The 24,813-nt window shown below is 73.8% G+C and carries 14 protein-coding genes and 1 pseudogene; 8 read left to right on the top strand and 7 right to left on the bottom strand.

Translation table 11 applies throughout. The features are described from left to right. Positions 1–152 precede the first annotated feature (152 nt). The 5 genes and pseudogenes from ACFPP6_RS08620 (at position 153) to ACFPP6_RS08600 (ending at position 3,838) form a co-directional block, all read left to right on the top strand. Positions 153–1,220: a hypothetical protein gene (locus tag ACFPP6_RS08620; protein ID WP_382038766.1), complete on the top strand. Its 1,068-nt coding sequence runs from the start codon at positions 153–155 to the stop codon at positions 1,218–1,220. Positions 1,221–1,340: 120 nt separating this feature from the next. Next, positions 1,341–1,811 carry a DJ-1/PfpI family protein gene (locus tag ACFPP6_RS08615; RefSeq protein WP_382039232.1) on the top strand — a complete coding sequence of 157 codons (471 nt, stop codon included), beginning with the start codon at positions 1,341–1,343 and terminating at the stop codon, positions 1,809–1,811. Between the two features lie 297 nt (positions 1,812–2,108). Next, positions 2,109–2,606, top strand: coding sequence for a protein kinase family protein (locus ACFPP6_RS08610; protein WP_382038764.1), 498 nt, complete (start codon positions 2,109–2,111; stop codon positions 2,604–2,606). Further along, a pseudogene (locus ACFPP6_RS08605) lies at positions 2,489–2,767 on the top strand (phosphotransferase); the annotation flags it as partial. The gene ACFPP6_RS08610 and the pseudogene ACFPP6_RS08605, both read left to right, overlap by 118 nt. A gap of 342 nt (positions 2,768–3,109) precedes the next feature. Continuing rightward, complete coding sequence (locus ACFPP6_RS08600; protein ID WP_382039230.1) at positions 3,110–3,838, top strand: SDR family oxidoreductase; 729 nt, start codon at positions 3,110–3,112, stop codon at positions 3,836–3,838. 87 nt (positions 3,839–3,925) lie between these two features. Here ACFPP6_RS08600 and ACFPP6_RS08595 read toward each other — a convergent pair whose 3' ends face one another. The 5 genes from ACFPP6_RS08595 to ACFPP6_RS08575 all read right to left on the bottom strand — a co-directional run bounded on the left by ACFPP6_RS08595 (position 3,926) and on the right by ACFPP6_RS08575 (position 18,271). Continuing rightward, positions 3,926–4,996: a class I SAM-dependent methyltransferase gene (locus ACFPP6_RS08595; RefSeq protein WP_382038762.1), complete on the bottom strand. Its 1,071-nt coding sequence runs from the start codon at positions 4,994–4,996 to the stop codon at positions 3,926–3,928. Positions 4,997–5,048: 52 nt separating this feature from the next. After that, positions 5,049–5,969, bottom strand: a complete 921-nt coding sequence (locus ACFPP6_RS08590; protein WP_382038760.1) for a glycosyltransferase — start codon at positions 5,967–5,969, stop codon at positions 5,049–5,051. A gap of 364 nt (positions 5,970–6,333) precedes the next feature. Then, positions 6,334–6,681, bottom strand: coding sequence for an acyl carrier protein (locus ACFPP6_RS08585; protein WP_382038758.1), 348 nt, complete (start codon positions 6,679–6,681; stop codon positions 6,334–6,336). Beyond that, a complete protein-coding gene (locus tag ACFPP6_RS08580) occupies positions 6,678–11,357 on the bottom strand; it encodes a beta-ketoacyl synthase N-terminal-like domain-containing protein (RefSeq protein ID WP_382038756.1) in 4,680 nt (1,559 codons plus the stop codon). Before ACFPP6_RS08580 ends, ACFPP6_RS08585 begins: the two co-directional genes overlap by 4 nt. Positions 11,358–11,359: 2 nt before the next feature. Beyond that, a complete protein-coding gene (locus tag ACFPP6_RS08575) occupies positions 11,360–18,271 on the bottom strand; it encodes an SDR family oxidoreductase (protein WP_417801529.1) in 6,912 nt (2,303 codons plus the stop codon). 802 nt (positions 18,272–19,073) lie between these two features. Between ACFPP6_RS08575 and ACFPP6_RS08570 the strand changes: the two genes are divergently transcribed. Continuing rightward, complete coding sequence (locus ACFPP6_RS08570; protein WP_382038752.1) at positions 19,074–20,630, top strand: alpha/beta fold hydrolase; 1,557 nt, start codon at positions 19,074–19,076, stop codon at positions 20,628–20,630. Positions 20,631–20,651: 21 nt separating this feature from the next. After that, positions 20,652–22,277 (top strand): alpha/beta fold hydrolase, encoded by a 1,626-nt coding sequence (locus ACFPP6_RS08565; RefSeq protein ID WP_382039228.1) that lies wholly within the window; start codon positions 20,652–20,654, stop codon positions 22,275–22,277. 60 nt (positions 22,278–22,337) lie between these two features. Here the strand turns inward: ACFPP6_RS08565 and ACFPP6_RS08560 are convergent, their stop codons facing one another. Further along, positions 22,338–22,571, bottom strand: a complete 234-nt coding sequence (locus tag ACFPP6_RS08560; protein WP_382038751.1) for a hypothetical protein — start codon at positions 22,569–22,571, stop codon at positions 22,338–22,340. Between the two features lie 259 nt (positions 22,572–22,830). After that, positions 22,831–23,445, bottom strand: coding sequence for a TetR/AcrR family transcriptional regulator (locus ACFPP6_RS08555; protein ID WP_382038750.1), 615 nt, complete (start codon positions 23,443–23,445; stop codon positions 22,831–22,833). A gap of 84 nt (positions 23,446–23,529) precedes the next feature. Between ACFPP6_RS08555 and ACFPP6_RS08550 the strand changes: the two genes are divergently transcribed. Further along, positions 23,530–24,723, top strand: a complete 1,194-nt coding sequence (locus tag ACFPP6_RS08550; RefSeq protein ID WP_382038748.1) for an FAD-dependent monooxygenase — start codon at positions 23,530–23,532, stop codon at positions 24,721–24,723. Positions 24,724–24,813 lie beyond the last annotated feature (90 nt).

Raw genomic sequence — 24,813 nt, 5'->3', positions numbered from 1 at the left:
TCTCTCCACTCTGATTCTTCTTCATGTGGGGGACTCTGCTCTGTGACGGCATCTCCGCGCGCGCATCTCCGCCTTGCCGGGATTCCCGTCCACACCTCTGCACATCTCTTGCGTACCTCTTGAACTCACGACTGATCGGACCGTAGAAAACCATGTCCGGGAAGATCCTCCCGCTCGTCTTCATCATCGTCATGCTCTGCTTCTGGCTGCGGTCCAAGAGGCTCGCCAGGCGCGCGGAGAGACTCGCCTCCGAAATCGGCACGGACCTGTTGCCGCCGGAGCGCCAGAGAACGGACCGCACGTACCCGGACCCCGAGGCGGAAGCCGTGCTGGCGGCCCTCTCCCGGGGCGATTGGCAGCCCGCCGCCCAGGCGCTCACCGCCGCGGGCACCGACTGGGAACGCCGCTCCTACCTTGTCGCTGTCATCGGGAGGCGGGCGGCCGACGACGACACCTGGCTGCGGGCCTGGCAGGCCGCGCGCCCCGGCGACCCGGACGCGGCCGTGGTCCACGCGAACGCCAAGGTGTCGCTGGCCTGGCAGATCCGTGGCGGGGCCTGGGCCGAGGACACCTCCGCCGAGCAGTTCGCCGGCTTCCACCGGGTGCTGAACGAGGCCAAGGAAGACTTCGACCGGGCCGCGGCCCTGGCCCACCCCGGCGACCCGACCCCGTACCTCCTTCAGATCCCGCTGTACATGGGCCTGAGCGCCCCGCACGAGGCGCTGCACGAGCTGTGGGGCCAGGTCACGGCCCGCGCTCCGTACCACTACCAGGCCCACTGGTACGCGCTCCAGTACTGGAGCGCGAAGTGGTGCGGCTCCGCGGACCTCGCCCGCAACTTCGCCGCGCAGGCAGCGGCGACGGCTCCGCACGGCAGCCTGCTGACGATGTTCCCGCTGGTCAGCTGGTACGAACACAACGACGACGACGCCCCGGACGAGGCCTACGGCTGGCCGGAGATGATGGAGCTGACCGAGGCGGCCCTGGCGGACGTCGCCGCGGCCCGGCCGGACCACCCCAGGGTCGCGGAGGTCCGGCATCTGCTGGCCTACTGCCTGACCAAGCAGGGCCGCCACGAGGCCGCCTTGGAACAGTTCCGGCTGGTGGACGGCTACGTGGCGGCCCTTCCCTGGCGCTATTACGCCAGCCCGGCCGAGGCCTACTGCGGCGTCAGGGACGTAGCGCTCAAGGGCGTGGCGGCATCGAAGATCGTCAGCTGAGTCCTCATTGCCTGCCCCAGCGGTGCGTTGGACATCGCCAACCGGTACGGAGCGACCCCGCCGTACGTCATAGAGCTCGGCACGCTGGGCCGTCGCGCGGCCCGCAGCTCGGCGGGCATCGTGCTGGGAGCCGGGCGTGGCCTGGAGACGGTGACGGGGCGGCTGGACACGCTGATCGTCGTCGGTGGCGTGGGTTTCGAGGAGGCGTCGGCGGACGAGCCGTTGCCGGCGCAGGTCCGGCGGCTGGCGGAGCGCAGCCGGCGCGTCGCCTCCGTGTGCACCGGTACGTATGTGCTGGCCGCGGCGTGGCAGGTGGACCATCGGCGGGTCACGACGCACTGGGGGTACGGTGAGCAGCTCGCCGCCCGGCGACCGGCTGGTGCGGGACCTCGCCGGCTACCTCGCCGCGCATCTGGCCGAGGACCTGCCCCCCGGCACGCTGGCAGCCCGGGCGGGTGTGGGCACCCGGCATCTGACGCGGCTGTTCACCGAGCACCTCGGCACGACGCCGGCCCGGGCGGTGCGCGAGGCCCGCACGGAGGCGCGCCGCGCATCTGGTGCGGTCGAGCCGCCTGTCACTGGCCGCCATAGCCCGGCGCTGCGGGTTCAAGTCACCGCAGACGCTGAGGCAGGCGTTCCTGGACCACTATGGGTTGGGCGGGGACATGATTCGCAAGATGCCGGACATGCCGCGAGCACGCGACGCCTCAGGGCACAAGACTTCCCTGCCATGAGCCATATGACGACACGCAGGCACCTGCTGCGCGGGGCCGTGGGCACAGCCGCGCTCGCCACGGTCGGCGCGGCCGACTTTGGAACCGCGCAGTCCGCGCCGCCCACGCCGACAGCCCGGCCCTGGACATCGGCATCCTGCTGTACGACGGCTACATGATGAGCTCCTCCGCCTCGTGGACGGAGGCTGCGGCACTGACCCGGCGCCTGCGCACGGACTTCGTCCCCGATCAGCTGCTGCAGGCCACCGACAAGAGCATCCTGATCGCCGGCACCTGCGCCGGCGAGCCGGTCGTTGCGAAAGTCCTCACCACCGGGGAAGCGTTCTGGCGGGAGAAGTTCGGCCGCGAGGCCGCCGCCTACCTGGCCTTCGCCCGCTGCACACCGCGGGTGCGCGTACCGCGCCTGATCGCCGCCGACACCGAGGCAGGAGTGCTCCTGCTGGAGCGGTTGCCGGGCCATCGCCTCAGCCCCGATCGGTACCCGCCGACCGCACTCGAGCACCAGGACGTGTGCGCAGTCGTCGACGCCCTGGGATCCCTCGCCTGCTGGACCCCCGCATCTGGGGCGTTCGCCCAAGCCTGGGACTACCGGCACCGGCTGGACCGCTACCTCGGTTACGGCCTCCTCCAAACGTTGACCACCAGGCCCTGACCCGGCTGCTGCAGGCAGCCGGACCCGCCCGTAACTTCGCCCACGGCGACCCGCTTCCCGCCAACGGCCTCCTCGACGGTCCAGACGTCGGGCTGCTGGACTGGGAATTCGCCGGCTACTACCTCCCGCACCTGGACTGGGCCCTGCTGTGGATCCTCCTTCACGCCACACCCCGCGCCCGGACCCTGAACGAGGAACGCGTCGCCGCCGGCGGCCCTGCCCACCAGGCTGCGTTCACCGTAAACCGGGCCATGCTCCTGACCCGCGAGCTACGCACCCACCGGGAACTGCCCCCCCGCGCCCTGGCAGCAGAGCCGCCTTGCCACCCTCACCCGAGACTGGAACGCACTGCGCATCCACTGGGCGCGGGCTGTCTTTCTGGCATAGTCGTCACGGAAACGCGGTCAGAACCCTTCGGTCGGCCGCTGAGTGCAGGAGTCGGCCAACCGAGCAACACGTCGGCCGAATGTACGACCTCTACCTGTCCTGGCGAAAGGTATGTCATGAAGTTTGCGGTCATCGGCGGTACCGGGCTGATCGGGGCGCAGGTCGTCGGAAAACTGAACGCCGCCGGGCACGAGGCGGTCCCGCACTCGCAGTCCACCGGAACCGACGTCATCAGTGGCCGAGGACTGGACGAGGCGGTGGAGGGGGCCGATGTCCTTGTCAATCTGACGAACTCCCCGACCTTCGACGAAGCCTCCCCGGCCTTCTTCCAGACCTCCATGGACAATCTTCTGGCCGCGGGCCGGAAGGGTGATGTCCGGCACTTCGTCATTCTCTCGATCGTCGGCGTGGACCAGGTACCCGAGCTGGACTACTACCGGGCCAAGGCGCTCCAGGAGGACATCCTCGCCGCCGGGCCGATCCCCTACTCGATCGTCCGCGCGACGCAGTTCATGGAATTCATCGACGCGATCCTGTCCTGGACCGCCGACGGTGACACCGTGCGGCTGCCGGCGACGCCGATCCAGCCGATCGCCGCCAAGGACGTGGCCGATGCCGTGGCGGAAGTCGCCGCAGGTGCCCCGCTGGGAGGCATCCGCAACGTCGCCGGACCCGAGGTCTTCGCCCTGGACGAGCTGGGCCGGCTCACCCTGTCCCACAAGTCCGACGGCCGCACCGTTGTCACCGATCCCACCGCCGGCATGTTCGCCGCCGTCAAGGGCGACGTCCTCACCGACAAGAACGCCCACCTCGCCCCCACCCGCTACGCCGACTGGCTCTCCTGAACCCCTCACACACATCGCCCCCCACAGCCGGCGGGCCCGCATGACACGCAACGGCCTGCTCAGACCTCGGCAGCGGTCATCTGTTTCTCACGCCGGGTCCAGGGCTTCCCGGCGTGCCAGGAGCCGGTATGCGTCGGTCACGCGTGCGCCGGACGGCAGGAGCCCGGTGAGCCGGTCGGCGGCCTTCGCCGTGAGGATCAGGGGGAGAGCGCCGAGGAACATCGCCTGGCGGGCCGTCTTCTGCAGCTGTGTCGGTGCGGCGGGGAACCAGGGCGCATCGGGGGCGGGGGCCGCGTTGTGCATGCGGAGGAAGGCGGAGTACAGGAGGTTGACGGGGCCGTTGAAATAGCAGCGCTCCTGGGCCACCACGGTGAATCCGAGGTCCTTCAGACGGCGCCGGAGGTTCGCCATGGGCATCAGATGCAGGTGCTGCGGCTGGAACCAGGGCATCCACCAGCGGCCCAGAATGCGGCTGAACCGGCATTCGGGGTCGGGCACTTCGATGAAGAGGTGACCGCCGGGACGGACGACCTGGGCCGCGGCCTGCAGCTCTCGCAGCGGCTGGACCGTGTGTTCCAGGTAGTGCTGCATGCTGACCACGTCGTACGCGTCGGCCAGTTCGGGGGCCAGATCCGGGAACAGGCCGCGGTGGGCGCGCTCGATCCATCCCCGCCGGGCGGCCAGTTCGACGCACTCGCCCCGGTCGAGGCCGTCGAAGACCGTGCCGGGGAACCGGTCCGCGGCGGCCGCGCAGAAGTGACCGTGCCCGGTGCCGACGTCCAGCCACGTCTTCGGCCGGACGTGAGGGGCTGCGAACGCGGCGCGCTGCTCGTACGCCTTCCGAAGGCTCGCCCAGGTCTCCCCGGCGCGCTCCTCCCAGTAGCCGTCGTAGAAGTCGCGGTAGTAGAAGTCCAGGCCGTCCTCGTTCAGCTGCGGGTTCTGGAATACGTGACCGCAGTCCAGGCACTGGTCGAGGGTGAAGGTGCCCGGCTTGCGCTGCAGGAGGTCCGTGGTGCGCAGGCGTTGCCGGAGGCGCCCGGAGTCACACCAAGGACAGGTGGTCCGGGGCGGGTGCAGGAACCGGTCCACGCCCCGGGCGAGGGCGTCACGGTAGGAGGCCCGCTGCTCAGGAGAGGGGGGTGGCGAGGAATGACGCACGTGGGAACTCCAGGGGGAGGAGGGACGGTTCGGGCATGGCCCGCGGTCACGTTCACAGAGCTCGGGCCCGTACCACCGCGGTGCGGGCGGCGAGGTGTTCGAGGTGGGTCGCCGCGGCGGCCGCGCCTCCCGCCGCGCGGAAGGATTCCCCCACGCGCCGGGCCGCGGCCCGGTACTGCGGCTCGCCGAGAACGGTGTCGAGGCCCGCGCCGATCCGGTCGGCGGTCGCGTGGCGGAACCGGACGCGCAGCCCGGCCCCCGCCCGGGCCACCTGGGAGGCGACCACGGGCTGGTCGTACCGGATGGGTGCGACCACGAGGGGCAGTCCGTGCCACAGGGCCTCGCAGACGGTGTTGTGCCCGCCGTGGCAGAGCACGGCCGAGCACCGCTCCAGCAGGGCGAGCTGCGGCACGCGCGGCAGGGCGAGGATCCCGTCGCCGGTGTCGCGAACGGCGCCGGACGGGTCGACGATCACCGCTTGGAGGGCGTCGGACCGGTCGCGTACCGCCGCGGCGCAGGCGGGCAGGAAGTGCGCCCCGGCATCGCCGCTCACCGTGCCGAGCGTGATCAGCACGGTCGGGCGCGCGTCGTCCAGGCGGTGCCAGGGGAAGCCGCCGGGGGAGGGCCGCGGGGCGATCGACGGTCCGACCAGCCGTACCTGCGGGCCGAAGTGCCGGGCCGGGCCTGCCAGTGCCTCGGTGGTGAACACCAGGACGAGCCGGTCCGAACGGCGCGGATCGGATCGGCTGCCCCGTGCCCCAGTGCGTTTCCGCAGGCTCTGGATCTGTTCGTCGGTCCACGCCCGCAGTTGTGGCGTGCCGGTGAGCGCCGTGAATTCCGCCGACGTGGTCGCCGAGGTGGCCCAGGGGATCCCCAGCTGGTCGGCCACCAGACCTCCTGCGAGGGCCTGCTGGTCGGCTACGAGCACGTCCGGCCGGAACTCCCGTACGGCTGCCCGGACCCCGGGTGCCATGGCCTCGGCGAGCGGCCCCAGGCAGTCCTCCCACAGGGATTTCAGCGCCGCCGCCCCCCGTTGCTCCCGGGGCGGGAACGACGCACCTGGATCCGGCCTTCCGGGGCCCGGCCTTCCTGGATCCGGAGCCCCCGTTCCCGGTGCTTTCGCAACGGCGGCGCCAACGGATCCCGGCACCCCCGGGGCGGCGCAGGGGAACACGGTCGCTCGCGCCCCCACCAGCGGCTCCACGGCGTGCCGCGGACCTGCCCAGGCGACCCGGTGGCCGCGCCGGACCAGTTCCGCCGCGACACCGACGGTGGGGTTGACGTGTCCCGCGAACGGGGGCACGACGAACAGGAAGCCGCTCATGGCCTGCCGCCTCTCATCCCCGGCGCCCCGCCGCCCCGGCCGCGTCCCCGTGGAGGCACGAGACGACGTAGTCGACGATGTCACCGACCGTGAGGTACATGATCTGGCTGAGGTCGAGTCCCGCGAAGTAATCCGCCAGGTTCACCCTCTCCCCGTACGCCGCGGCGAGCCGGCCGCCCAGGTCCGCGAAGTCGATGCTGACCATGTCCAGGTCCTCGTGGAGCCTGGTCTCCCTGGTGATCTCCCCGTCGTGGAAGTCGTCCACGGGCTCCCCGAGAATGGCGCCGATCATTTCGAGGACCTCCTCGAACACCACGGTCCCGTCCTCGGCACCCGTCGGGCTCGTCCGTTCGTCGTTCATGCCGTCCCTCTCTCCTGGATCCCGTTCCGGATCGCCTCGCCGACCGTTTCCCCGACCGTTTCCCCGGCCACTTCCTCGGTCGCTGCCTCCGTCACTTCCTTGGTCGCTTGCCCGGGCACCTCGTCCGTCGTGCCGGTCGTCCACGCGACGACGTAGTCCCTGGCGGTCAGGCCGGGAGGGTTGCCGATACGCCGGCACCGCACGGACCAGGCGTGTCTCCCGGCCGCCGCCACGAGCCCGTCCGGGCCGACACCGAGCACCGTGAAATCCCGGGGGCGGCCCCGCAGGCCGGTGCCCTCCGCCTTGGCCACGGCTTCCTTCGCCGCCCAGAACCGGGTGAACCACAGGGCCTCCGGTTCACCCGTCTCCGCGCATGCAGAGGCGAGCAGCCGGCGTTCAGCCGGTCCCAGGGCGAACTCGTGCAGGTCTGCGGGCCGTTCCGTGATCTCCTCGACGTCGATGCCCACGCCTCCCGGTGTGCAGGTGCTGCGGTGCCGCACCAGGGCCACAGCGGTCTCGGCGCAGTGAGCGAGCGACACATCGAGGTCGGGCAGGGTCCGGCCGTGCACTCCGGTGACGAACGGTCTGCCCTGTTCGTCGTTGCCCACCCGGATCTCGGCGGGGAAGACCGGCCCTTCGCCCTCCTCCCACAGCCGCTGCCGCACTGCGTCCTTGACCGCGATCCGGCCGAGCAGCCACTGTCCCCGGCCGCGCGGGGGCTGCCGCTCGTAGGCCTGCCGTTCGGCGCGGGCCAGATGGTTGCGCATGACCAGGTCGCGGGAGGCGCTGTCGTGCCACCACGCGTGGAGCAGGCTCCAGCCTCCGGGTTGCGGGCGGGAGAGGGTGTGACGTTCGGGGAAGCGTTCCACCTTGCGGGTCTCGGGCAGGTTGTCGAAGCGCCGGTCCTGCCAGCCGGTGAGCTCGGCCCACACCCGGCCGCCCGTGACGATCTGCGCGTCGGCCTCGAGCATGGTGTCCGTCAGCGAGACGATCCTGACGAGGCATTCCACCGGGGTGCCGGGTGCGGGGCGGGGGCCGGCGAAGCGGATGTGCCGGATGCCCACGGGGAGCACGGCGACCCGCTCGGCCCGGCTCGCCATGATCCAGTAGCCGATGAGCTGACCGACGTTGTCCAGCAGCGCCCCCGGCGTGGCAGAGGCGGAAATCACGCCGCGCACATGCTGTTCACCGATGGCCGTGATGTCGGTGACGCCCTGGAACGACGGGCCGTGGAACATCCAGCGCTCGTCGTAGATCTGGGCCGCCGTGTGCTCGGGGGTGCGTTCGGCCGCAGGGGCCGGGTGCTGTGCGCCCCGGCCGGCCTCCGGGTACTGCGGCGCGAGCTCGACGGTCGCCCGTGCACTCCGGCCGAAGGAGACGTCGAACCTGTCCGCGCCGTCCGGCGACGGGATCCCCGTGATGGGTACGTCGACGGGCTCGGAGGCGGCCACCCACTGATCGAAGCGCACATGGTGCACGGCGACCGCCCGCATGCCCGGGACGGCCCGTTCCGCCGCATCCATGAGGTGGTGGACGATGGTGGTGCCCGGGACGACAGGTCTCCTGTCGTCCAGATCGGGCCAGCCGGGGCGCTGGTGGATGAAGCAGTGGTCGAGCAGGTACGGCATCGCCTCGACGGAGACGGGCAGCACCGTCTGCCACCCGCGGCCCGGCGTGACGGCGTCGCTGGGCGCGGCGGAGTCGCCCGGCATGCCGGCGTTGCCCCACGTGCCGGCGTTGCCCGGCGTGGCAGCGTCGATCAGTGCGGCCGCGGTGGCGGCCGTCTCCCGGATGAGCGCGGCGAGCTCCGCGGCGGGAGGGAAGCGCCCGGCGGCCTTCTCCAGCGCGGTGACGCACCGGCCGACGGAATCGGCGCCGGATTCGCCGGAACCCGTTGCCGCGGTGCGGGTGAGCGCAAGGTCGCGGCGCAGTTCCGCCAGGTCCTGCCCGTTCAGGGAGACGAGTGTGCTGCCCAGGGCGAGCCGGGTCGGCGTCTGGACCGTGACACGGGACCGGTCCACCCGCCTGTGGACCGTGGCGGCACCGTGCGCGGGCGGCAGGGCGGGGTCGATGCCGGCGCCGTGGGTCCACAGGGCCAGGGCCACGCGGCGGAGCTGGGCGAGTCCGTCCCTGCGGGGCGAGTCGGCGGCCACGGCGAGGTGGTCCCTGCCCTCCAGCGTGGCGGAGACGAGTGAGGTGAGCTGTCCGGTGCCGACCTGGACGAACGCGCGGAACCCCGCGTCGTGCAGGGCATCGACGAGCGACCGGAAGCGCACCGGCTCCAGCAGGTGGCGGACGAACAGCTTCCGTACCTCCGCCGGGTCCGTGGGGTACGGGGAGGCGGTCGTCGCCGACCAGAGCGGGACATCGGGGGGCACCAGCTCCAGACGCTCCGCCTCGGCGGTGATCGGCTCCAGCCACGGGGCCAGCATGGGGGTGTGGAAGCCCGACTGGAACGGCAGGACGCGCCCGAACACCCCCTCGGCGCGCAGCGACCGGACGACCTCTTCGACCTGGGGACGGGGGCCGCAGATCATGCACTGCCCGGGTGCGTTGTCGTGGGAGAGGACGACGCGGCCGTCCCCCGGCGCCGCCAGTGCGGCCTGCGCCCGCCGGGCCGAGGTGCCCAGCACCGCGAAGGCGAGACCGGGCACGCGCAGCCGGTCGGGGTCGAAGGCGGCCAGGAGTCCGTCGACGGCCTCCCGCGCGTACATGCCGGCCATCGCCATGGCGTTCCACTCGCCGACGCTGTGGCCGGCGACGGCGTCCGGACGGATGCCCATCCGCCGCAGCGCGCCGTCGAGGAGGCGGCCGAGGGCGAACACCTCGACGGCATGGCGCCCGAGATCACCGACGGGCGCTCCCGCTCCGGATGGGCGGCCGGCGGTGGGCGGAAGGCCGAAGTACTCGGCGATCCCGTCCGCCCGGGGTGCGAACTCGGCCTCCAGGCCGGGGAAGACGAACGCGATTCTGCCCGTGGTGCCGGGGCCCAGGAGCGGGGCGGGCGCGTACCAGATGTCGTTGCGGCCGCGCCAGTGACGTTCCCTGGCCACCACGCGTGCGGCGAGCGCGCGCCGCTCGGGGGTCGGAGCCACGATGCCGAGCCGGACCGGGCCGGTGCCCAGGGGGGCCGCCGTCGCGTGGTTCTCCAGGGCGAGCAGGTCCGCGAGTTCCCGCGGGGTGTCCGCGGCCAGGGCCAGGACGCGCTCCGGCTCGCTCACGGCGGTCGTGGCCCTGCGGTTCCGCTGGTTCCGCGCACCGGTGGCGGGCGGCGGCTGTTCGAGGACGACGTGGGCGTTGATGCCGCCGAAGCCGAAGGCGTTGACGGCGGCGCGGCGTGCGGCCGGGCCGGGCCCGCCCTCCCACGGCTCCGCCGAGCCCGTGACGCGGAACCGCGTGCCGGCCAGCGCCGGATGCGGATCGTCGCAGTGCAGCGTGGGCGGCAGCACCCCGTGGTGGACCGCGAGGGCAGCCTTGACCAGCCCGGCCGCTCCGGCGGCCGGCATGGTGTGGCCGATCATCGATTTCACCGATCCGAGCACGGCGCGGTCGCCGCCCGCCGCGGGACCGAACACCTCGGCCAGGGTGGCGAGTTCGGCCGCGTCCCCGGCCGGGGTCGCGGTGCCGTGGGCTTCGAGGAGCCCGAGGCAGTGCGGTGCGCGCGGGTCGAGGCCGGCGGCTCGCCACGCCTGCCGCACAGCCCGTACCTGGCCGCCCGGGTCCGGGCTGAGGAGCCCCGAGGCGCGGCCGTCGCCGGACACCCCGGTGCCGCGGACGACCGCATAGACGCGGTCGCCGTCCCGCTGGGCGTCCGCGAGGCGCTTGAGGACCACGACGGCCGACCCCTCGCCGATCAGGAGGCCGTCGGCGTGCCGGTGGAAGGGACGGATGCGCTGGCTCGGAGAGAGGGCGCGCAGCTGGCTGAAGACGCTCCACAGGGTGATGTCGTGGCAGTGGTGGACCCCGCCGGCCAGCATCACGTCGCAGCGGCCGGTGGCGAGCTCGGCGACCGCCTGGTCGACCGCCACCAGGGACGAGGCGCAGGCGGCGTCGATCGTGTAGGCCGGGCCGCGCAGGTCGAGCCGGCTCGCCGTCCGCGACGCGACGAGGTTGGGCACGAGGCCGGCCGCCGCATCCGGGCTGTCGGCGCCCAGACGGCGGGTGAACGCGGCCCGGACGCGATCGAGCTGATCCGGTTCCAGGTCGGGCAGCAGCTCGCCGAGGGTGCGCACCAATTGGTGGGCGAACCCCACTCGCTGGGTGAGACGGGCGAGCCCGGCCCCCATGTAGTTGCCGCGGCCCAGCACCACGCCCACCCGGTCCCGGTCTGGCAGCCGCTGCTCGCCGCCCGCGTCGGCCACGGCAGCCGCCGCCACGTGCAGCGCGAGCAGCTGATCGGGCTCGGTGCCGGGCACGGCAGCGGGCATGATGCCGCACCGGGCGGTGTCCACCACGGCGAACTCGTCCACGAACCCGCCCCGCCGGCAGTAGATGCGGTCGGCCCCGCGGGCACCCGCCGGGTCGTAGTAGCCGGCGTCCCACCGCTCCGCCGGGACGTCGGTGATCGCGTCCGTGCCGGCCGTCAGGTTCCGCCAGTACGCCTCCAGATCGGGGGAGCCGGGCAGCAGCACGGCCATTCCGATCACGGCGACCGGCGGCGCCGGTGTGTGCGTCATGGTCACCGGCCCGGGGCGGTGTAGACGACGGCACCGGAGCGGATGCCGCCCCAGGCGAGTTCGCGCAGCAGGGCCCGGGCACCCTCATGGGGGTCGATGAGACCGACTCCGCGCCGGGCGTACGCGCGGCCGAGCTCCGGGGTGACCATCCCCGGGTGGGCTCCGGTGGGGGCCCACGGCCCCCAGTGGACGGTCAGGGCCCGGCCTCCGGTGCGGGCCGCCCACTGGGCGCCCAGTTCCTCCAGTGCGTCGTTGGCGGCCGCGTAGTCCGCCTGGCCCCGGTTGCCGAGCGCCGCGGCGACGCTTCCGAAGAGCACGACGAAGGCGGGAAGGGCCGGCAGTCCTTCGAGCGCGCCCAGCAGCGTGGCGGCGCCGTCCGCCTTGGTGGCGAAGACCCGCTGGAAGGACGCGGCGGACTTCTGCGCGATCAGCCCGTCCTCGATCACGCCCGCCCCGTGGACGACGCCGTCGAGACGGCCGTACTCGGCATGGATCTCCTTGACCGCCCGGCACACGGCCTCGGGTTCCCGGACGTCCACCGGCCGGTACCGCACGCGGGCGGCGACGCCCTTCAGCTCGTCCATCGTGGCGGCGATCTCGCGTCGTGCCAGGATGAGCGCGCTCTCCTCGCGGATCTGTGACGGCGTCAGGCCTCCCCGGGCCGCGAGTGCGCCGTGCAGCGCCGTCGGGTCGCCCGCTGCGGCGATGGCCGGCTCCTCGTCCGGTCCGGGCCAGGGCGTACGGCCCAGCAGCTCGACGCGGCAGCGGGCGGCGGTCGCGAGGGCGACGGCGAACCGTGCCGTGATGCCGCGGGCACCGCCGACCAGGACGACCACCGAGTCGCGGTTCAGCCCGGCGGCGGCCGTGGCGTCGGCGTCGCTCTCCTGCCCCGCAAGGGCGGCCTCCGGGCGGACGATCGGGATCTCCTGCAGCTCCAGGCCCTGCCGGCCGGCACCGGTACGGAGCACGACCGGGGCGTCCCGGTCGTCGAAAAGGATCTCCGTGGCGAGGGCGTCGGCCACGTCGGACGCGGGCAGGCCGGGGGACAGCTCCACGAGCCGGGCCACGGCCTGCGGATACTCCCGGGCCACGGTGCGGAACAGCCCGCGCAGGCCGGCCGCGTGGGCGTCGTGCGGCGCGGCGTCCCGGACGGTCAGGAGCCAGTGCGGGCCGCACTGCAGGGCGGCCCGGAGGGCAGGGTACGCACCGGGGAGAACCGGCAGGTCCGAGCCGGTCAGCGGGCCGAGGAGCACCGCGCCGTCCACAGGGCCGTCCTGCTCGGTCAGCAGATGATCGGCCGGCAGGACCACGGTCTGTGCCCCGTGCCGCTCCAGCCGGGCCGCCAGCGCCGTGGCGACGTCGCCGGCGCCGAGGAGCGCGAAGCGCCGGCCGGCGAGGCGGGGGGACGGCGCGGCGGCAGGAACACCTTCGAGCGGTACGGGCCCGAGCCGGAACCGCCGCGGGACTCCGCCGGCCACCGGCACCGGCTGCCGCGGGTGCGCGTCCGGCGGGGATGCGGCGGCGATCTTCCTGATCAGCCATGCCGCGGTGGCCTCCGCGGTACGGGCCTTGCCGAGCTCTTCCAGTTCCTCGTCGCTGAGGGCCGCCGCACCGTCGTCGGTGCCCAGGCCCGCACGCTGGGCGAACTCGCCCGCGATCTCGGCCCGTTTGATGGAGTCGATGCCGAGATCGGCGTCCAGGTCCAGGCCCGGCGCGATCATGTCGAGCGGGTAGCCGGTGCGCCTGCTGATGACCTCCGACACCAGCTTCAGCGCGTCCGCCTCGGTCAGGGCCGCGGGCGGTGCGGCGGGGGCGGGCGCCACGGCCTCCGGCGCCGGACGTACGGGAGCCTGAGCCGGACGCGCGGGAGCTTGATCCGGACGCAGGGGAGCCCGGGCCCGGAGTGTCACGGGCTCTTGCTGCCCGGCGCCGAAGTACCCGAGCAGCACATCGCGCTGGGCGGCGATCATGGCCCTGCTCGTGCGCAGGAATTCGGAGACCAGCTCGTCCTTGTCCCCTCGGGGATCACCCTCGTGGTACGGGGCCGCCACCACCGGGGCGGCGATGCGCCGAGCGGGTGCCGCCCCGCCGGGAACGGGGTCACCGTCCCGGGTGCGGACCAGGTGACCGTCGACCGTCCAGCCCGGCCGCTCCTGCGGCAGGGGCTCGGCGTCGACGGCGTCACGGCCGCGGAACATCCAGGCGGTGCGCACCGGCAGTCCGGCGACCGCGAGCTCGGCCAGGGCGTCGAGGAATCCGGGCAGCTCGCGGCCGGCCTCCCCGGGGCTTCCTGCACAGGCGACGGCCCGGTGCGGCCGGCCGCTGAGGATCGACCGGACCTGGCCGGTGAGCACGGTGCCCGGTCCGGCCTCGACGAAGATCCTGGCCCCCGCCGCGTACATGGCCTCGATCTGCTCGGCGAAGCGCACCGGCGCACCGATCTGTGCGGCCAGTTCCGCGCGCAGCACGTCCGCCGGACCGCCGTGCTCGGCGGCCGTCCGGTTGGACCAGACGGGGAACTCCGCCGCGCCCAGGGCCCGGCTCTCCAGCGCCTCGGCGAACCGGGCTTCGGCCGCCGACACGAGCGGGCTGTGGAAGGCACAGGCCACCGGAATGCGGGTCGCGGAGCGGCCTGCGGCACGCGCGGCCTCCACCGCCGCGTCGACCGCGTCCACCGGCCCGGAGACGACGGTCTGGGCCGGGCCGTTGTGGTTGGCCACGACGACCCGGCCGGACAGGCCCGCTTCCGCGAGGGCGCGTTCGACCTCGGCGGGTCCGGCGGCGACCGCCGCCATGCCGCCCGGCCCGTCCGCGTGCGCCCCGGCGGCCGCGTGGATCGCGTTCGCCCGCTCGGCGCTCAGGTGCAGCAGGGTGCGGGCGTCCATGACGCCTGCCGCGCAGAGCGCCACGAGCTCCCCGTAGCTGTGCCCGGCCGCCATGTCGGGCCGGATGCCGGCCGTTTCGAGGAGGGTGTGCGCGGCGAGGCCGGCGATGCCCAGCGCCGGTTGTGCCGCTCGGGTGTCGGTGAGGCGGGCCCGGTGTTCCGCTCGCCGCGCGTCGTCGAAGGCGGCCGGGGGGTGGAGGACGGCGGCGTGGCCCCGGCCGAGGCCGAGATGGCGCTGCAGTTCCGGGAAGGCGATGAAGAGGTCCGCGAACATGCCGGGGCGCTGACTGCCCTGGCCGGGGAAGAGGAAGGCGACCTTGCCGGGGTCCGTCCCCCTTCCCGTCCCCCTCCCCGGTTCCGCGACGTGGACGCCCGGTGCGGGGCCGCCGCCGGCTGCCGGTCCGTCGCCGGTCTCCAGGATCCGGCGCAGCTTGCCCGCGAGGTCGCCGAGATCGGCTGCGACCAGGGCGACCCGGACCGGCTCCCGGCCGGCGTCGGCCGTGCGGGACGCGGTCAGGGCCAGGTCGCGGAGGCGCCGGGGCCGTCCGGCGGCGTCGTTGGCCTCGGCCAGTTCCAGCATCTTCCCGGCGGCGCGGAGGGCGGCGGAAGGGTCGGTGCCGCGGAAGAGGAAGAGCTCGGCGGGCCAGGCGTCCAGACCGTGCCGCGGGGGCATGCCCGCCTCGTGGGCGGTGAGCACCGCATGGAAGTTGGTGCCGCCGAAGCCGAAGGCGCTGAGCCCCGCGATCCGCTCGGCGGCCGGGACCGCCCACGGCCGCGCCCGGGTGTGGAAGGCGAAGGGGCTGTCCCCCTCCCGCCAGCCGGGGCCGGGCCGCTCCAGCTGCGCGGTCGGCGGTGTGACGCCCGTGTACAGCGCCAGGGCGGTCTTGACGAGACCGGCCAGGCCCGCGGCGCATTTGGTGTGCCCGATCTGCGCCTTGACGGACCCCAGGGCACAGCTCCCCGGCCGGGCCCCGGCCGCGGTGAACACCTCGTCGAGGGCGGCCATCTCGGTACGGTCGCCGACGACGGTGCCCGTACCGTGGGCCTCGACCAGCCCGACGTCGGCGGGCGAGACGCCGGCGCTCCTGTAGGCCCGCTCCAGGGCGGCGCGCTGGCCCTGCGGAGACGGCGCGGTGAGGCTCCGTGCCCTGCCGTCGCTGGAGCTGCCCACCCCCTTGACCACGGCGTAGACGCGGTCGCCGTCCCGTTCGGCGTCGGCCAGCCGCTTGAGCACCACGCAGGCCACGCCCTCCCCGAGGACGGTCCCGTCGGCCGCGGCGTCGAACGGGCGGCACCGTCCTGTCGGCGAGAGCGCCTGCACGGAGGAGAAGAGGGCGTAGTCGGCGATGCTGTTGTGCAGGTCCGCACCCCCGCACAGGACGAGGTCGCTGCTGCCGGTGACCAGTTCCTTGCAGGCGGAGTCGAGAGCGGCGAGGGACGAGGCGCACGCCGCGTCCACGGTGTAGTTCGCCCCGCCCAGGTCGAGGCGGTGGGCGATGCGTCCGGAGACGACGTTGGCCAGGATGCCGGGGAAGGAGTCCTCGGTGGGCGTGGGCAGTTGTTCCGCCAGGTCGGGCGGGACCGTGCCGAAGTAGGAGGGCAGGACCGCGCGCAGGGTGTAGGCGTGGGACAGCTCGCCTCCGGACTCGGCGCCGAAGATCACGGAGGCGCGGGAGCGGTCGAAGGTCCTGCCGCTGCCGCTGCCGCTGCCGCTGCCGCCCTGGCCGCCGTCGCCGTACCCGGCGTCGTCCAGGGCCCGGCGCGCGGCCTCCAAGGCGAGCAGCTGCACCGGCTCGGTGCTGCCCAGGGAGGCGGGCGGAATGCCGTAGCGCAGCGGGTCGAAGGGGATGCGCGGCAGGAATCCGCCCCATTTGGAGACGGTGGCGGCGCCGTGGTGGAGGGCGGGGTCCCAGCGGTCGGCCGGCACCTCGGTGACGGCGTCGGCGCCGCTGAGCACGTTGGCCCAGAAGGCGGCCATGTCGGGTGCGCCCGGGAACATGCAGGCCATGCCGACGACGGCGATGTCCAGCGGCCGGGAGACGGCCGCCTCGGACGTCTCCCCGGGTGCGCCCTCCTCCGGTACGCGGCGCAGCTCCTCGGCCCGCCGCTCCAGGTGGTCCGCGGCCCCTTCGGTCACGGCACGGTGCAGCGCTCCGACGGTGGTGACGCCGGAGCGCAGCGCCGCGACGTCCCCGGCCATGAACAGGCCCTCGTGGAACTGCCGGTCCTCGCCCACCGGCACCAGCTCTCCGCCGGGACCGCGTTCGACACCCCTGCTGGCGAGCCGCAACCGTCCGACGTTGTGCCGCTCAAGGCTCTCCCAGCGCTGCCGTGCCGGTACACCCTGCGCCTGGAGCCGCTCCTTGAGTGCGCCGAAGTCCGCCGTGACGGGGGTCGTGAGGCACCGGGTGGCGTGGCCCGGCGCCGTCTCCAGCAGGGTCGTGCGGTGCGCCGCCAGTATCTGCCGCTGGAAGAGCGGCTGCACGGCGCCGCAGGCGACGGCCTCTTCCGTGAACAGGTAGGCCGTCCCCATCAGCAGACCCACCGCGACGCCGCGCCGGACCAGCGGGGCGGCCATGGCGGCGACCATGGCGGCGGACCGCTCGTCGTGGATGCCGCCGGCGAAGAACACCTCCATGCGGCCTTCCCGGGTACCCGCCGCTTCCTGGGCGTCCCGGCTCCCGTGCCCGGCCAGGAAGTCCGTGAGCACCGCAGTCTGCGCCTCCCACAGCGGGAAGCTGTTCCGCGGTCCCACATGGCCGCCGCACTCCGCGCCCTCGAAGACGAACCTGCGGGCCCCGGCCCGCAGGAACCGCCGCAGCAGGCCGGGCGAGGGGACGTGCAGGAACGTGGCGATCCCGGCCTCTTCGAGGGCGGCGGCCTGGGCGGGCCGTCCGCCCGCGATGACGGCATGGCTCGGGCGCACCTCCCGGATGACGTCGAGCTGGGCGCCCCGGATCTCTTCCGGGGCGAAGCCGAGCACGCCCACGCCCCAGGGCCGCCCGGCGAGGGCCGCCGCGGTGTCGCGCAACACGGTGCGCGCCCGGTCCGGCGGTGCCAGGGCGAGGGCGATGAAGGGGAGCCCGCCCTCCGCCGCCACGGCAGCGGCGAACGCGGGCCGGTCACTCACCCTGGTCATCGGGCCCTGCGCGACGGGCAGCCGGACGCCCAACGCCCGGGCCGACGCCGAACCGGGACCCAGCGCCGAGGCGGCCGTGCCGTCGTGGAAGCCGTCCTCGACCGCCTCCGTGAGGGCCCGGACGGTCCGGGCCACGGTCTGCCAGCGGTCGGCGAAGACGGAGGCCAGGAAGCCGTCCTGACCCACCGGCAGGCGCCGGGCGTGCGGATCGCGGCGCAGCAGCTCCCGGTGACCGTCGACGACGGTGGTCTCCGAACCGTCCATGGCGCGGATCTCGGCCGCCGTCCGCCCGTCGAGGCCGGACTCGGCCAGCAGGGCGAGCTGGCTGTCCAGGACGACTCCGGCCGCCCCGCCGGCGACGGCCGCCGCGGCGGTCCGCGGTCCGATGCCGCCGCAGGCCCACACGGGGATGGTCACTCCCGGCTCGCCGAGCACCTGCTGCAGGAGCACGAACGTGCCGACCGGGCCGACCCGGCCGCCGCTCTCACCGCCCCGCGCGATGAGGCCGTGCGCCCCGGCCCGCACGGCGGCCAGGGCTTCCTCGACGGTGGTGACCTCGACCAGCACCCGGTACGCGCCGGTCGTCCCGCGGACCGGCCAGTCCGCACCCACGCCGAGCACCACCGTGTGCGGTGCGGCCCCGTCCCCGGCGGGCCCCGGGGCGAGATCGGCGGGCGCGAGCCGGCACCCGGCGGCGACCCGTACGCCGTACCGCCGGCCCGCGGTCCAGCGGCGGACCTGTTCCAGCTCCTCCCCGGCCCGCCGGCCACCCGCGCCGAGGTCGAGCACGCCGAGGCCGCCGGCCCGGGTGAACGCCGCGACGAGCCTGGCGTCGGGTGCGCCGAAGGGGCTGATCCCGATGAGCACGTCGCGGAAGGACGCATCGGACACGGAGACACTCCTCTGCAAGGGGAGACCCGGCATTCCATGACAGCCCCTGTGAGGCGTCTGCGACAGAGCGCACGCAGGGTGCGCACGCGCGCATGAGGGGGCACACGTGGGTGGGCCGTGGCTCTGAGCTGTGGAGAGAGGCGCCGTGCGGCTCGGCTCTGAGCGCCTCTCGGCGAACTCCGGGAGGTCAGGCCACCGGCGGGTACTGCCCAGCTCGTACGCCTGGCGAACGCGGGGCCGGATCCGCGGGCGTTCCCCGTACCTGGGCCCATTCTCCCGCGGCCGTGCGCGGCACCGTTGACGCCGGCCTGCTGCGGCGGGCCCTGGCCGAACTCGCGGCCGTACTCCGCTGCTGCGCTGCGGGGTGGTCGTGGAGGGAGACAGCAGGGCTGAAGGGAGTGAAGGGAGTGAAGGGGGTGAAAGGGCGAAGGGGCCCTGGCGTTCCGGCTGCAGGAGGACTCCCGCCCGAAGCTCGACGTCGCCGAGGCCGCCCACGTCGCCGAGGTCGCCGAGGGCAACGGTCCGCCCGCCCCGGTCGAGCGCCGGCTGCCGGAGGCGGTGGACACCCGGCTCGCCTCCGTGGTGACCGACGACGAGGTCACCGAGCTCCTCCGCGATGGCTTTCGGATCACCTCACCGACCGGATGCTGAACCAGGGCCTGGGGATCCCTCCGGCGTGGGCCGCCCGTGTGCGTCTGTCCCGTACGCCCGGTATTGTCCCGTTGCGTGAGATCCGCCCAAGCCGCTGCGGCGTTGTCCGGCTGGGCAGCAGCCGTGGATGTCGGCAAAGGAACGGGATCACATGACCAAGCACGGCATAAAGGCGGTGGCTGTCACGACCGCCGCCCTGGTCCTGACGGCGTCCGGCTCGATACCGGGCAGCGCCGCGTCACCGCACAGCCACACAGCCGGGCGCAGTACGACCGCCCCGTCGCGGTTCGTACCCGGTCCCTGCCCGGAGCCGCCCGAGCCGATCGCCGCACTGAGCACCGCGCGGTGCGGTTTCCTGGAAGTCCCCGAGAACCGCGCCCGCCCCGGCAGCCGGACGATCCGGCTGGCCGTGGCGGTCATTCCCGCCACGTCGGCGAAGCCCGGCGAGGCCCCCGTGGTGTTCATGGCGGGCGGCCCCGGCGGCGACACGTTCGATGACATTCCCTTCCTGGTCGATTCCGGCCTGAACCGGGATCGCCCGCTGATCGTCATGGCCCAGCGCGGCAACCTCTACGATCAGCCGAACCTCGCCTGCCCGGAGCTGGACCGGTTCTACGCGCAGTACGTGGGGCTCGGCTACGACTCGCCGCAGGCGAAACGGCTCCTGCTGGATTCGGTGAAGAAGTGCCGGAACCGCCTGGCAGCCGACGGGATCGACCTGAGCGCCTACAACACCACTGAGAACGCCGCCGACTTCGCCGACCTGCGCACGGCACTGGGCATCCCCCGGTGGAACGTCTACGGCTATTCCTACGGCAGCAACCTCGCCCTCACCTACCTGCGCGAGCACCCCCAGGGGATTCGCGCGATGGCGATCGACTCGGTCACGCCTCCGCAGGTCGTATCCCTGCCGTGGACCTGGAGCAGCGCCCGGGAGGGCATCGAGAACCTCCTCAAGGCATGCGCGGCCGAGCCCCGCTGCAAGAGCCGCTACCCGGACCTCCGCCGCACCCTCACCGAGCAGGTGCGCAGGCTGGAAGCACACCCCTTGACGCTGAAGGCCCGGCCGCCGCGCGGAGGAGACCCGGTGAAGGTCGTCCTCGACGGGGGCGCACTGCTGAACCTGCTGGTCGCCAACGCCGTCAAGCCGCCCGACGTCCCGGCGGCGATCGAGGAACTCGCCCACGGACACCCCGAGCGCTTCGCGCAGGCCCGCGCGGCCGACTCGGTCCAGAACGTCGGCCAGACCGCCCACGGCCTGACGGAGTCGGTGGCGTGCAGCGAGTGGGTGCCGGACTCCACGCCGTCCGACGTGCTGAAGGCGGGCCGCCGGGCCTTCCCCCGGTGGCCGGACACGGTCCTGGCCCAGGCACCGCAGCTTCCGTTCCAGCACCAGGTGTGCCGCATCTGGGACGTACCGGACCGCACCTCCGTCCAGCGGCTGGCCACCGTCAGCGGGGTGCCGACGCTCGGCATCTCCGGGACGTTCGATATGAAGACCGGGGCGAGCTGGGCGCGGTCGGCGACCCGTACGCTGTCCCGCTCGACCTCCGTGCAGATCCCCGGAATCGGGCACTGGGTGGTCCCGCAATCGCCCTGTGCGCAGCGGGTGCTGGCCTCGTTCCTCGCCCGTCCGAACGCGCCCGACACCGATTGCGTGGCCGGTCTCACGCCGAAACCGTTCACGATCATTCCCAAGTCCAAGTGACCGGGAGAGCACATGGCACACATGGCACTCGACCACGCACCCCGCCCTCGCCGTACCGCACGCCGGTTCCACGTCATGTCGGCCGCGGTGGTGACCGGAATCCTCGTCACCGGCCTGCTCGCGGCGCCCGCGTCCGCACACGCGGAACACGGCGCCGGAACCCGGCACTTCACCGGACCGGCGATCGGCACGGTCGCCCGGACGGCGGGCGACGCCCGCTTCGAGCCGGGCCCCTGCCCGCAGACGCCGGAGCCGATCGAGGCGCTCGCACAGGCCCGCTGCGGAACGCTCACCGTGCCCGAGAACCGCGCCAGGCCCGGCGGCCGGCAGATCACCCTCGGCGTCGCCGTCGTGCCGGCGGCGACCGCCAATCCGAAACCCGACCCGATCGTGTGGCTCGCCGGCGGACCCGGCGACGACGCCGTCGGGGAGGCGAAGATGGCGGTCGACGGCGGTCTGAACCGCGACCGGGACGTGATCCTCATGTCCCAGCGGGGCACGTACTCGGCCGACCCGGTGCTCACCTGCCGCAACATCGACGAGTTCAACGCACGCGCGGTCGGCCTCGTCCACGGCGCGCCGTCCACCGAGCGCCTGCACGTCGAGGCGACGCGCACCTGCCGCGACCAACTGGTGGGCCGCGGCGCCGACCTCAGCGCCTACAACGACACCGAGAGCGCCGCCGACTACGCGGACCTGCGCGTCGCGCTGGGCATCGACCGGTGGAACGTGTTCGGCATCTCCTACGGCACCCACCTGGCGCTCATCTACATGCGCCAACACCCCCAGGGAATCCGGTCGGTCGGCATCGACGGCATCCTTCCGCCGTCCACGGCGGGGTCGGCGCTGACCTGGAGCAGCGCCCGGCAGGGCTTCGACGGCCTGTTCAAGGCCTGCGCGGAGGATCCCGCGTGCAACCGGCGCTATCCGAACCTGCCCGCCACCTTCGAACGCCTCGTCCGTGAGCTCGAAGCCCGCCCGGTCACCACCACCGTCACGGTCCCCGGTCACCCGGAGCCGGTGAAAGTCGTCCTGGACGGCGGAGCCCTGGTGAACTGGATGACCTCCGCCACCCACGTGGCGGAGGGCGTACCCCGCTCCCTCGACGAGCTGGCCCACGGCAAACCGCAGCGGATCGCCGAGCAGTGGGCGGGCGGCAAGCTCAGCCCCCAGGCCTTCGGCAGGGTGGCCCACGGACTCGCCTACGGCGTCTTCTGCAGCGAGTGGGTGCCGTACGAGAGCCGGGCCGAGGCGATCCGGGGCGGGCGGGAAGCCTTCCCCTCGTTCCCCCGCTCGGTACTGGCCCAGGCTCCGCAGCTGACCTTCCTCCGTCCGGACTGCGCCGTCTGGAACGTCCCCGCGGCGCCGCCCTCGATCCGGGACGTCACGCGGAGCGACATCCCCACCCTCGCCCTGTCGGGCGGCTTCGACTCCCAGACCGGAGCGGCCAGCGGGCCGTACGTCGCCCGCACGCTGAGCCGCGCCACCGTCGTCACGGTTCCCTACGAGCCCCATGTCGTGTTCGCCACGTCACGGTGCGCCCAGGAGATCACCGTCTCCTTCTTCGACAATCCGGACGCCCCGAAGACCGGATGCCTCGCCGGCCTCAAGCCGCCCCGGTTCGAGATCGGCCCGTCAAGCAGCTGACGTGCCGCGGATGTCCCCGCCACCGTTGGGCGAAGTGCAACGGCGGCGGGGGCACTTCATTCAGCCGATCCCGGTGGCTGTCGACGCCAACGACAGGAGCAGAGCGCCGAGCGCGCCGACGGCACCGTAGAGCCGCATCTCACGCATGGCGTCATGACGGCGGACGTATTGCGCGGTAGCGGCGGCGAACGCCAGGCCACCGGCGATGAACCATGGCCCCCACAGGCAGAGATACCAGCGGGTCAGCCCGAGCAGGTCGGGCTCGACCGAGACGGCTCCGGCCCCGACCAGCACGCCGTGGACGACGAACAGGCCGCCGTGCCAGGCGCCCGGCGCAGGGCCGGTCTTGCTGTGTTACCCGGATGATGCTTGTCGGCATGGCCTCTCCGCGGCAGAACGCCGGCGACGGGGCGTCATCGACGTGGAGGGTCGAGGATTCAAGGATCCCTCTTCTATGGGGACTGCTTGCCGACGCCCTTGCGGACGGTGGTTCGAGGGTGGGGACCGGCGACCCCGAAGGTTCGATAGCCGAAGCTTCGATACGGGACAGCCGTCAGGGCGCCCCGGCGAGGGCCGCGTCGATCATCCGGCGGGCGGTCGCGGTCAGTTCGGCCGGGTCCGGGGCCGGGCGGGAGCGGGCGAGGGCTCCGGCCAGCCTGTCGTAGAGCAGTCCGTCGATCCACGCCGCCAGGAGTTCGGCGGCCTCCTGGGGCCGGTCCGCGCCGACCGCGGCCAGGATCTCGGCGGTCCGGGCGCGCGCGGCCTGTCCCGCCCGGTGGAGCTCCGGCTCCAGGGTCGGGTTGCGGGCTGCCTCCAGGCTGAGCTCGAAGCGGGCCAGCTGGCGCTCGCGCCCCACCGTCAGCCAGTGCTGCAGGAGCCCGGCCAGGAGCGCCGCGGCCGCCTCCCGGTCCGGTGGCAGCGCGGCGGGGGCGCTCCCGCCGTCGATGTCGCCGATGTCCAGCTCCGCCAGCCGCTGGTAACAGGCGCCGATCAGAGCCGTCCTCGTACGGAAGTAGTACGAGGTACTGCCCGACGGCAGTCCCGCCGCGCCGTCGACGGCGCGGTGAGTCAGGCCGCGCAGCCCGGCGGCGGCCACGAGGCCGATCGCCGTGTCCGCGATCACCGTGCGGCGGTCCGGTGCGGACGAAGGAGTGCGAGGGGTGGACATGCCCTCACTCTACAACTGTAGAGTGAGGGACGCGTCCACTACAGATGTAGAGGACAGGCCGGGACAGGAAGGGCGTGGTGTGACATGTCGGAGATTCGGCGTCGTGCGGTCGTGGCCGGTGCGGGGATCGGCGGGCTCACGGCCGCCGTGGCCCTGTACCGCCGCGGCTGGCAGGTCACCGTCTGCGAGCGGGCGCCCGGGCCGGCCGCCGTGGGCGCCGGGATCGTCCTCGCTCCCAACGCGCTGCGCGCCTTCGACGCCATCGGCTTCGACGTCACCCGGGCCGCAGGCAGCGCCGCACCCGCCGCGCTCGGACTGCGCCGCCCCGGCGGCAGCTGGCTGAAGCGCGCCGACACCGGCGCCATGACGGCCAGGTACGGCTCCCCTCCGCTCGCCGTGCACCGCGAGGCCCTGGTCGACGCCCTGACCGCCGGGCTCCCCGAGGGCGCGATCCGCTACGGCGCCGCCGTCACCGCCGTGGACGGCGCCGAGGACCCGGCCGGACGCCCAGTGGTCCGTACGGCGTCGGGCGAGTTCACCGCCGACCTCGTGATCGCCGCCGACGGGATCCACAGTCCGCTGCGCAGACGGCACCACCCGGCCCACCCCGGCCTCCGCTACAGCGGTGAGACCGCCTGGCGCAGCGTCCTGCCCGCCGACGGCCCGGCCCCGGCGGAGGCCGCCGAGACCTGGGGCCGCGGCGAGCGCTTCGGCGTCGTCCCGCTCGCCGACGGCCGGGTCTACGTCTACGCGACCGCCGTCGCCCCCGAGGGGTACCGCCCCGCCGACCTCCGCGCCGAACTCCTGCGCCGGTACGGCACCTGGCACGACCCGATCCCGGCGCTGCTGCGGCGGCTCGACCCGGCGGCCGTGCTCCAGCACGACCTCCACGACCTGGCCGCCCCGCTTCCCCGATACCACCAGGGCCGCCTCGTCTGGCTCGGCGACGCCGCCCACGCCATGACCCCCAACCTCGGCCAGGGAGGCTGCCAGGCCGTCGAGGACGCCGTGGTCCTCGCCCACCTCCTCGACGGCACCGACGCGGCCGGCATACCGGCCGCCCTGGCGGCTTACAGCGCGGCCCGTTGCGCCCGCACCGACGCCCTCCGGGTCCGGTCCCGCCGCGCAGGCCGGATCGCCGCCCTCACCAACCCCCTGGCGGCGACCGCCCGCGACCTCGCAGTCCGCGCCACCCCGGCCCGTGCCACGCAGCGGGCGATGGACGACCTCTTCGGCGGCGTGAACGGCATGCCGGTGAGCGTTGCCGTTCGCTCGTGAGGTCCCTGCCGGAGAACCCCGGATCGCTCGCAGAACGCCCTCTCAGGCAGCACCCGGAATCGGCGGACCTGCCGCGAGGCCGGCGCCGAG

The sequence above is a fragment of the Streptomyces aureoversilis genome, from assembly GCF_042657885.1.
In the GTDB taxonomy this organism is placed as follows: Bacteria; Actinomycetota; Actinomycetes; order Streptomycetales; family Streptomycetaceae; genus Streptomyces; species Streptomyces aureoversilis.
This window is presented reverse-complemented; position numbering and strand designations above follow the sequence as displayed.

Bases quoted from the DNA above. Each gene is read 5' to 3' on its own strand.
- ACFPP6_RS08550 (WP_382038748.1), top strand. From the start codon at position 23,530: ATGTCGGAGATTCGGCGTCGTGCGGTCGTGGCCGGTGCGGGGATCGGC.
- ACFPP6_RS08610 (WP_382038764.1), top strand. From the start codon at position 2,109: ATGATGAGCTCCTCCGCCTCGTGGACGGAGGCTGCGGCACTGACCCGG.
- ACFPP6_RS08590 (WP_382038760.1), bottom strand. From the start codon at position 5,969: ATGGCACCCGGGGTCCGGGCAGCCGTACGGGAGTTCCGGCCGGACGTG.
- ACFPP6_RS08585 (WP_382038758.1), bottom strand. From the start codon at position 6,681: ATGAACGACGAACGGACGAGCCCGACGGGTGCCGAGGACGGGACCGTG.
- ACFPP6_RS08600 (WP_382039230.1), top strand. From the start codon at position 3,110: ATGAAGTTTGCGGTCATCGGCGGTACCGGGCTGATCGGGGCGCAGGTC.
- ACFPP6_RS08565 (WP_382039228.1), top strand. From the start codon at position 20,652: ATGGCACTCGACCACGCACCCCGCCCTCGCCGTACCGCACGCCGGTTC.
- ACFPP6_RS08580 (WP_382038756.1), bottom strand. From the start codon at position 11,357: ATGACGCACACACCGGCGCCGCCGGTCGCCGTGATCGGAATGGCCGTG.
- ACFPP6_RS08570 (WP_382038752.1), top strand. From the start codon at position 19,074: ATGACCAAGCACGGCATAAAGGCGGTGGCTGTCACGACCGCCGCCCTG.
- ACFPP6_RS08620 (WP_382038766.1), top strand. From the start codon at position 153: ATGTCCGGGAAGATCCTCCCGCTCGTCTTCATCATCGTCATGCTCTGC.
- ACFPP6_RS08555 (WP_382038750.1), bottom strand. From the start codon at position 23,445: ATGTCCACCCCTCGCACTCCTTCGTCCGCACCGGACCGCCGCACGGTG.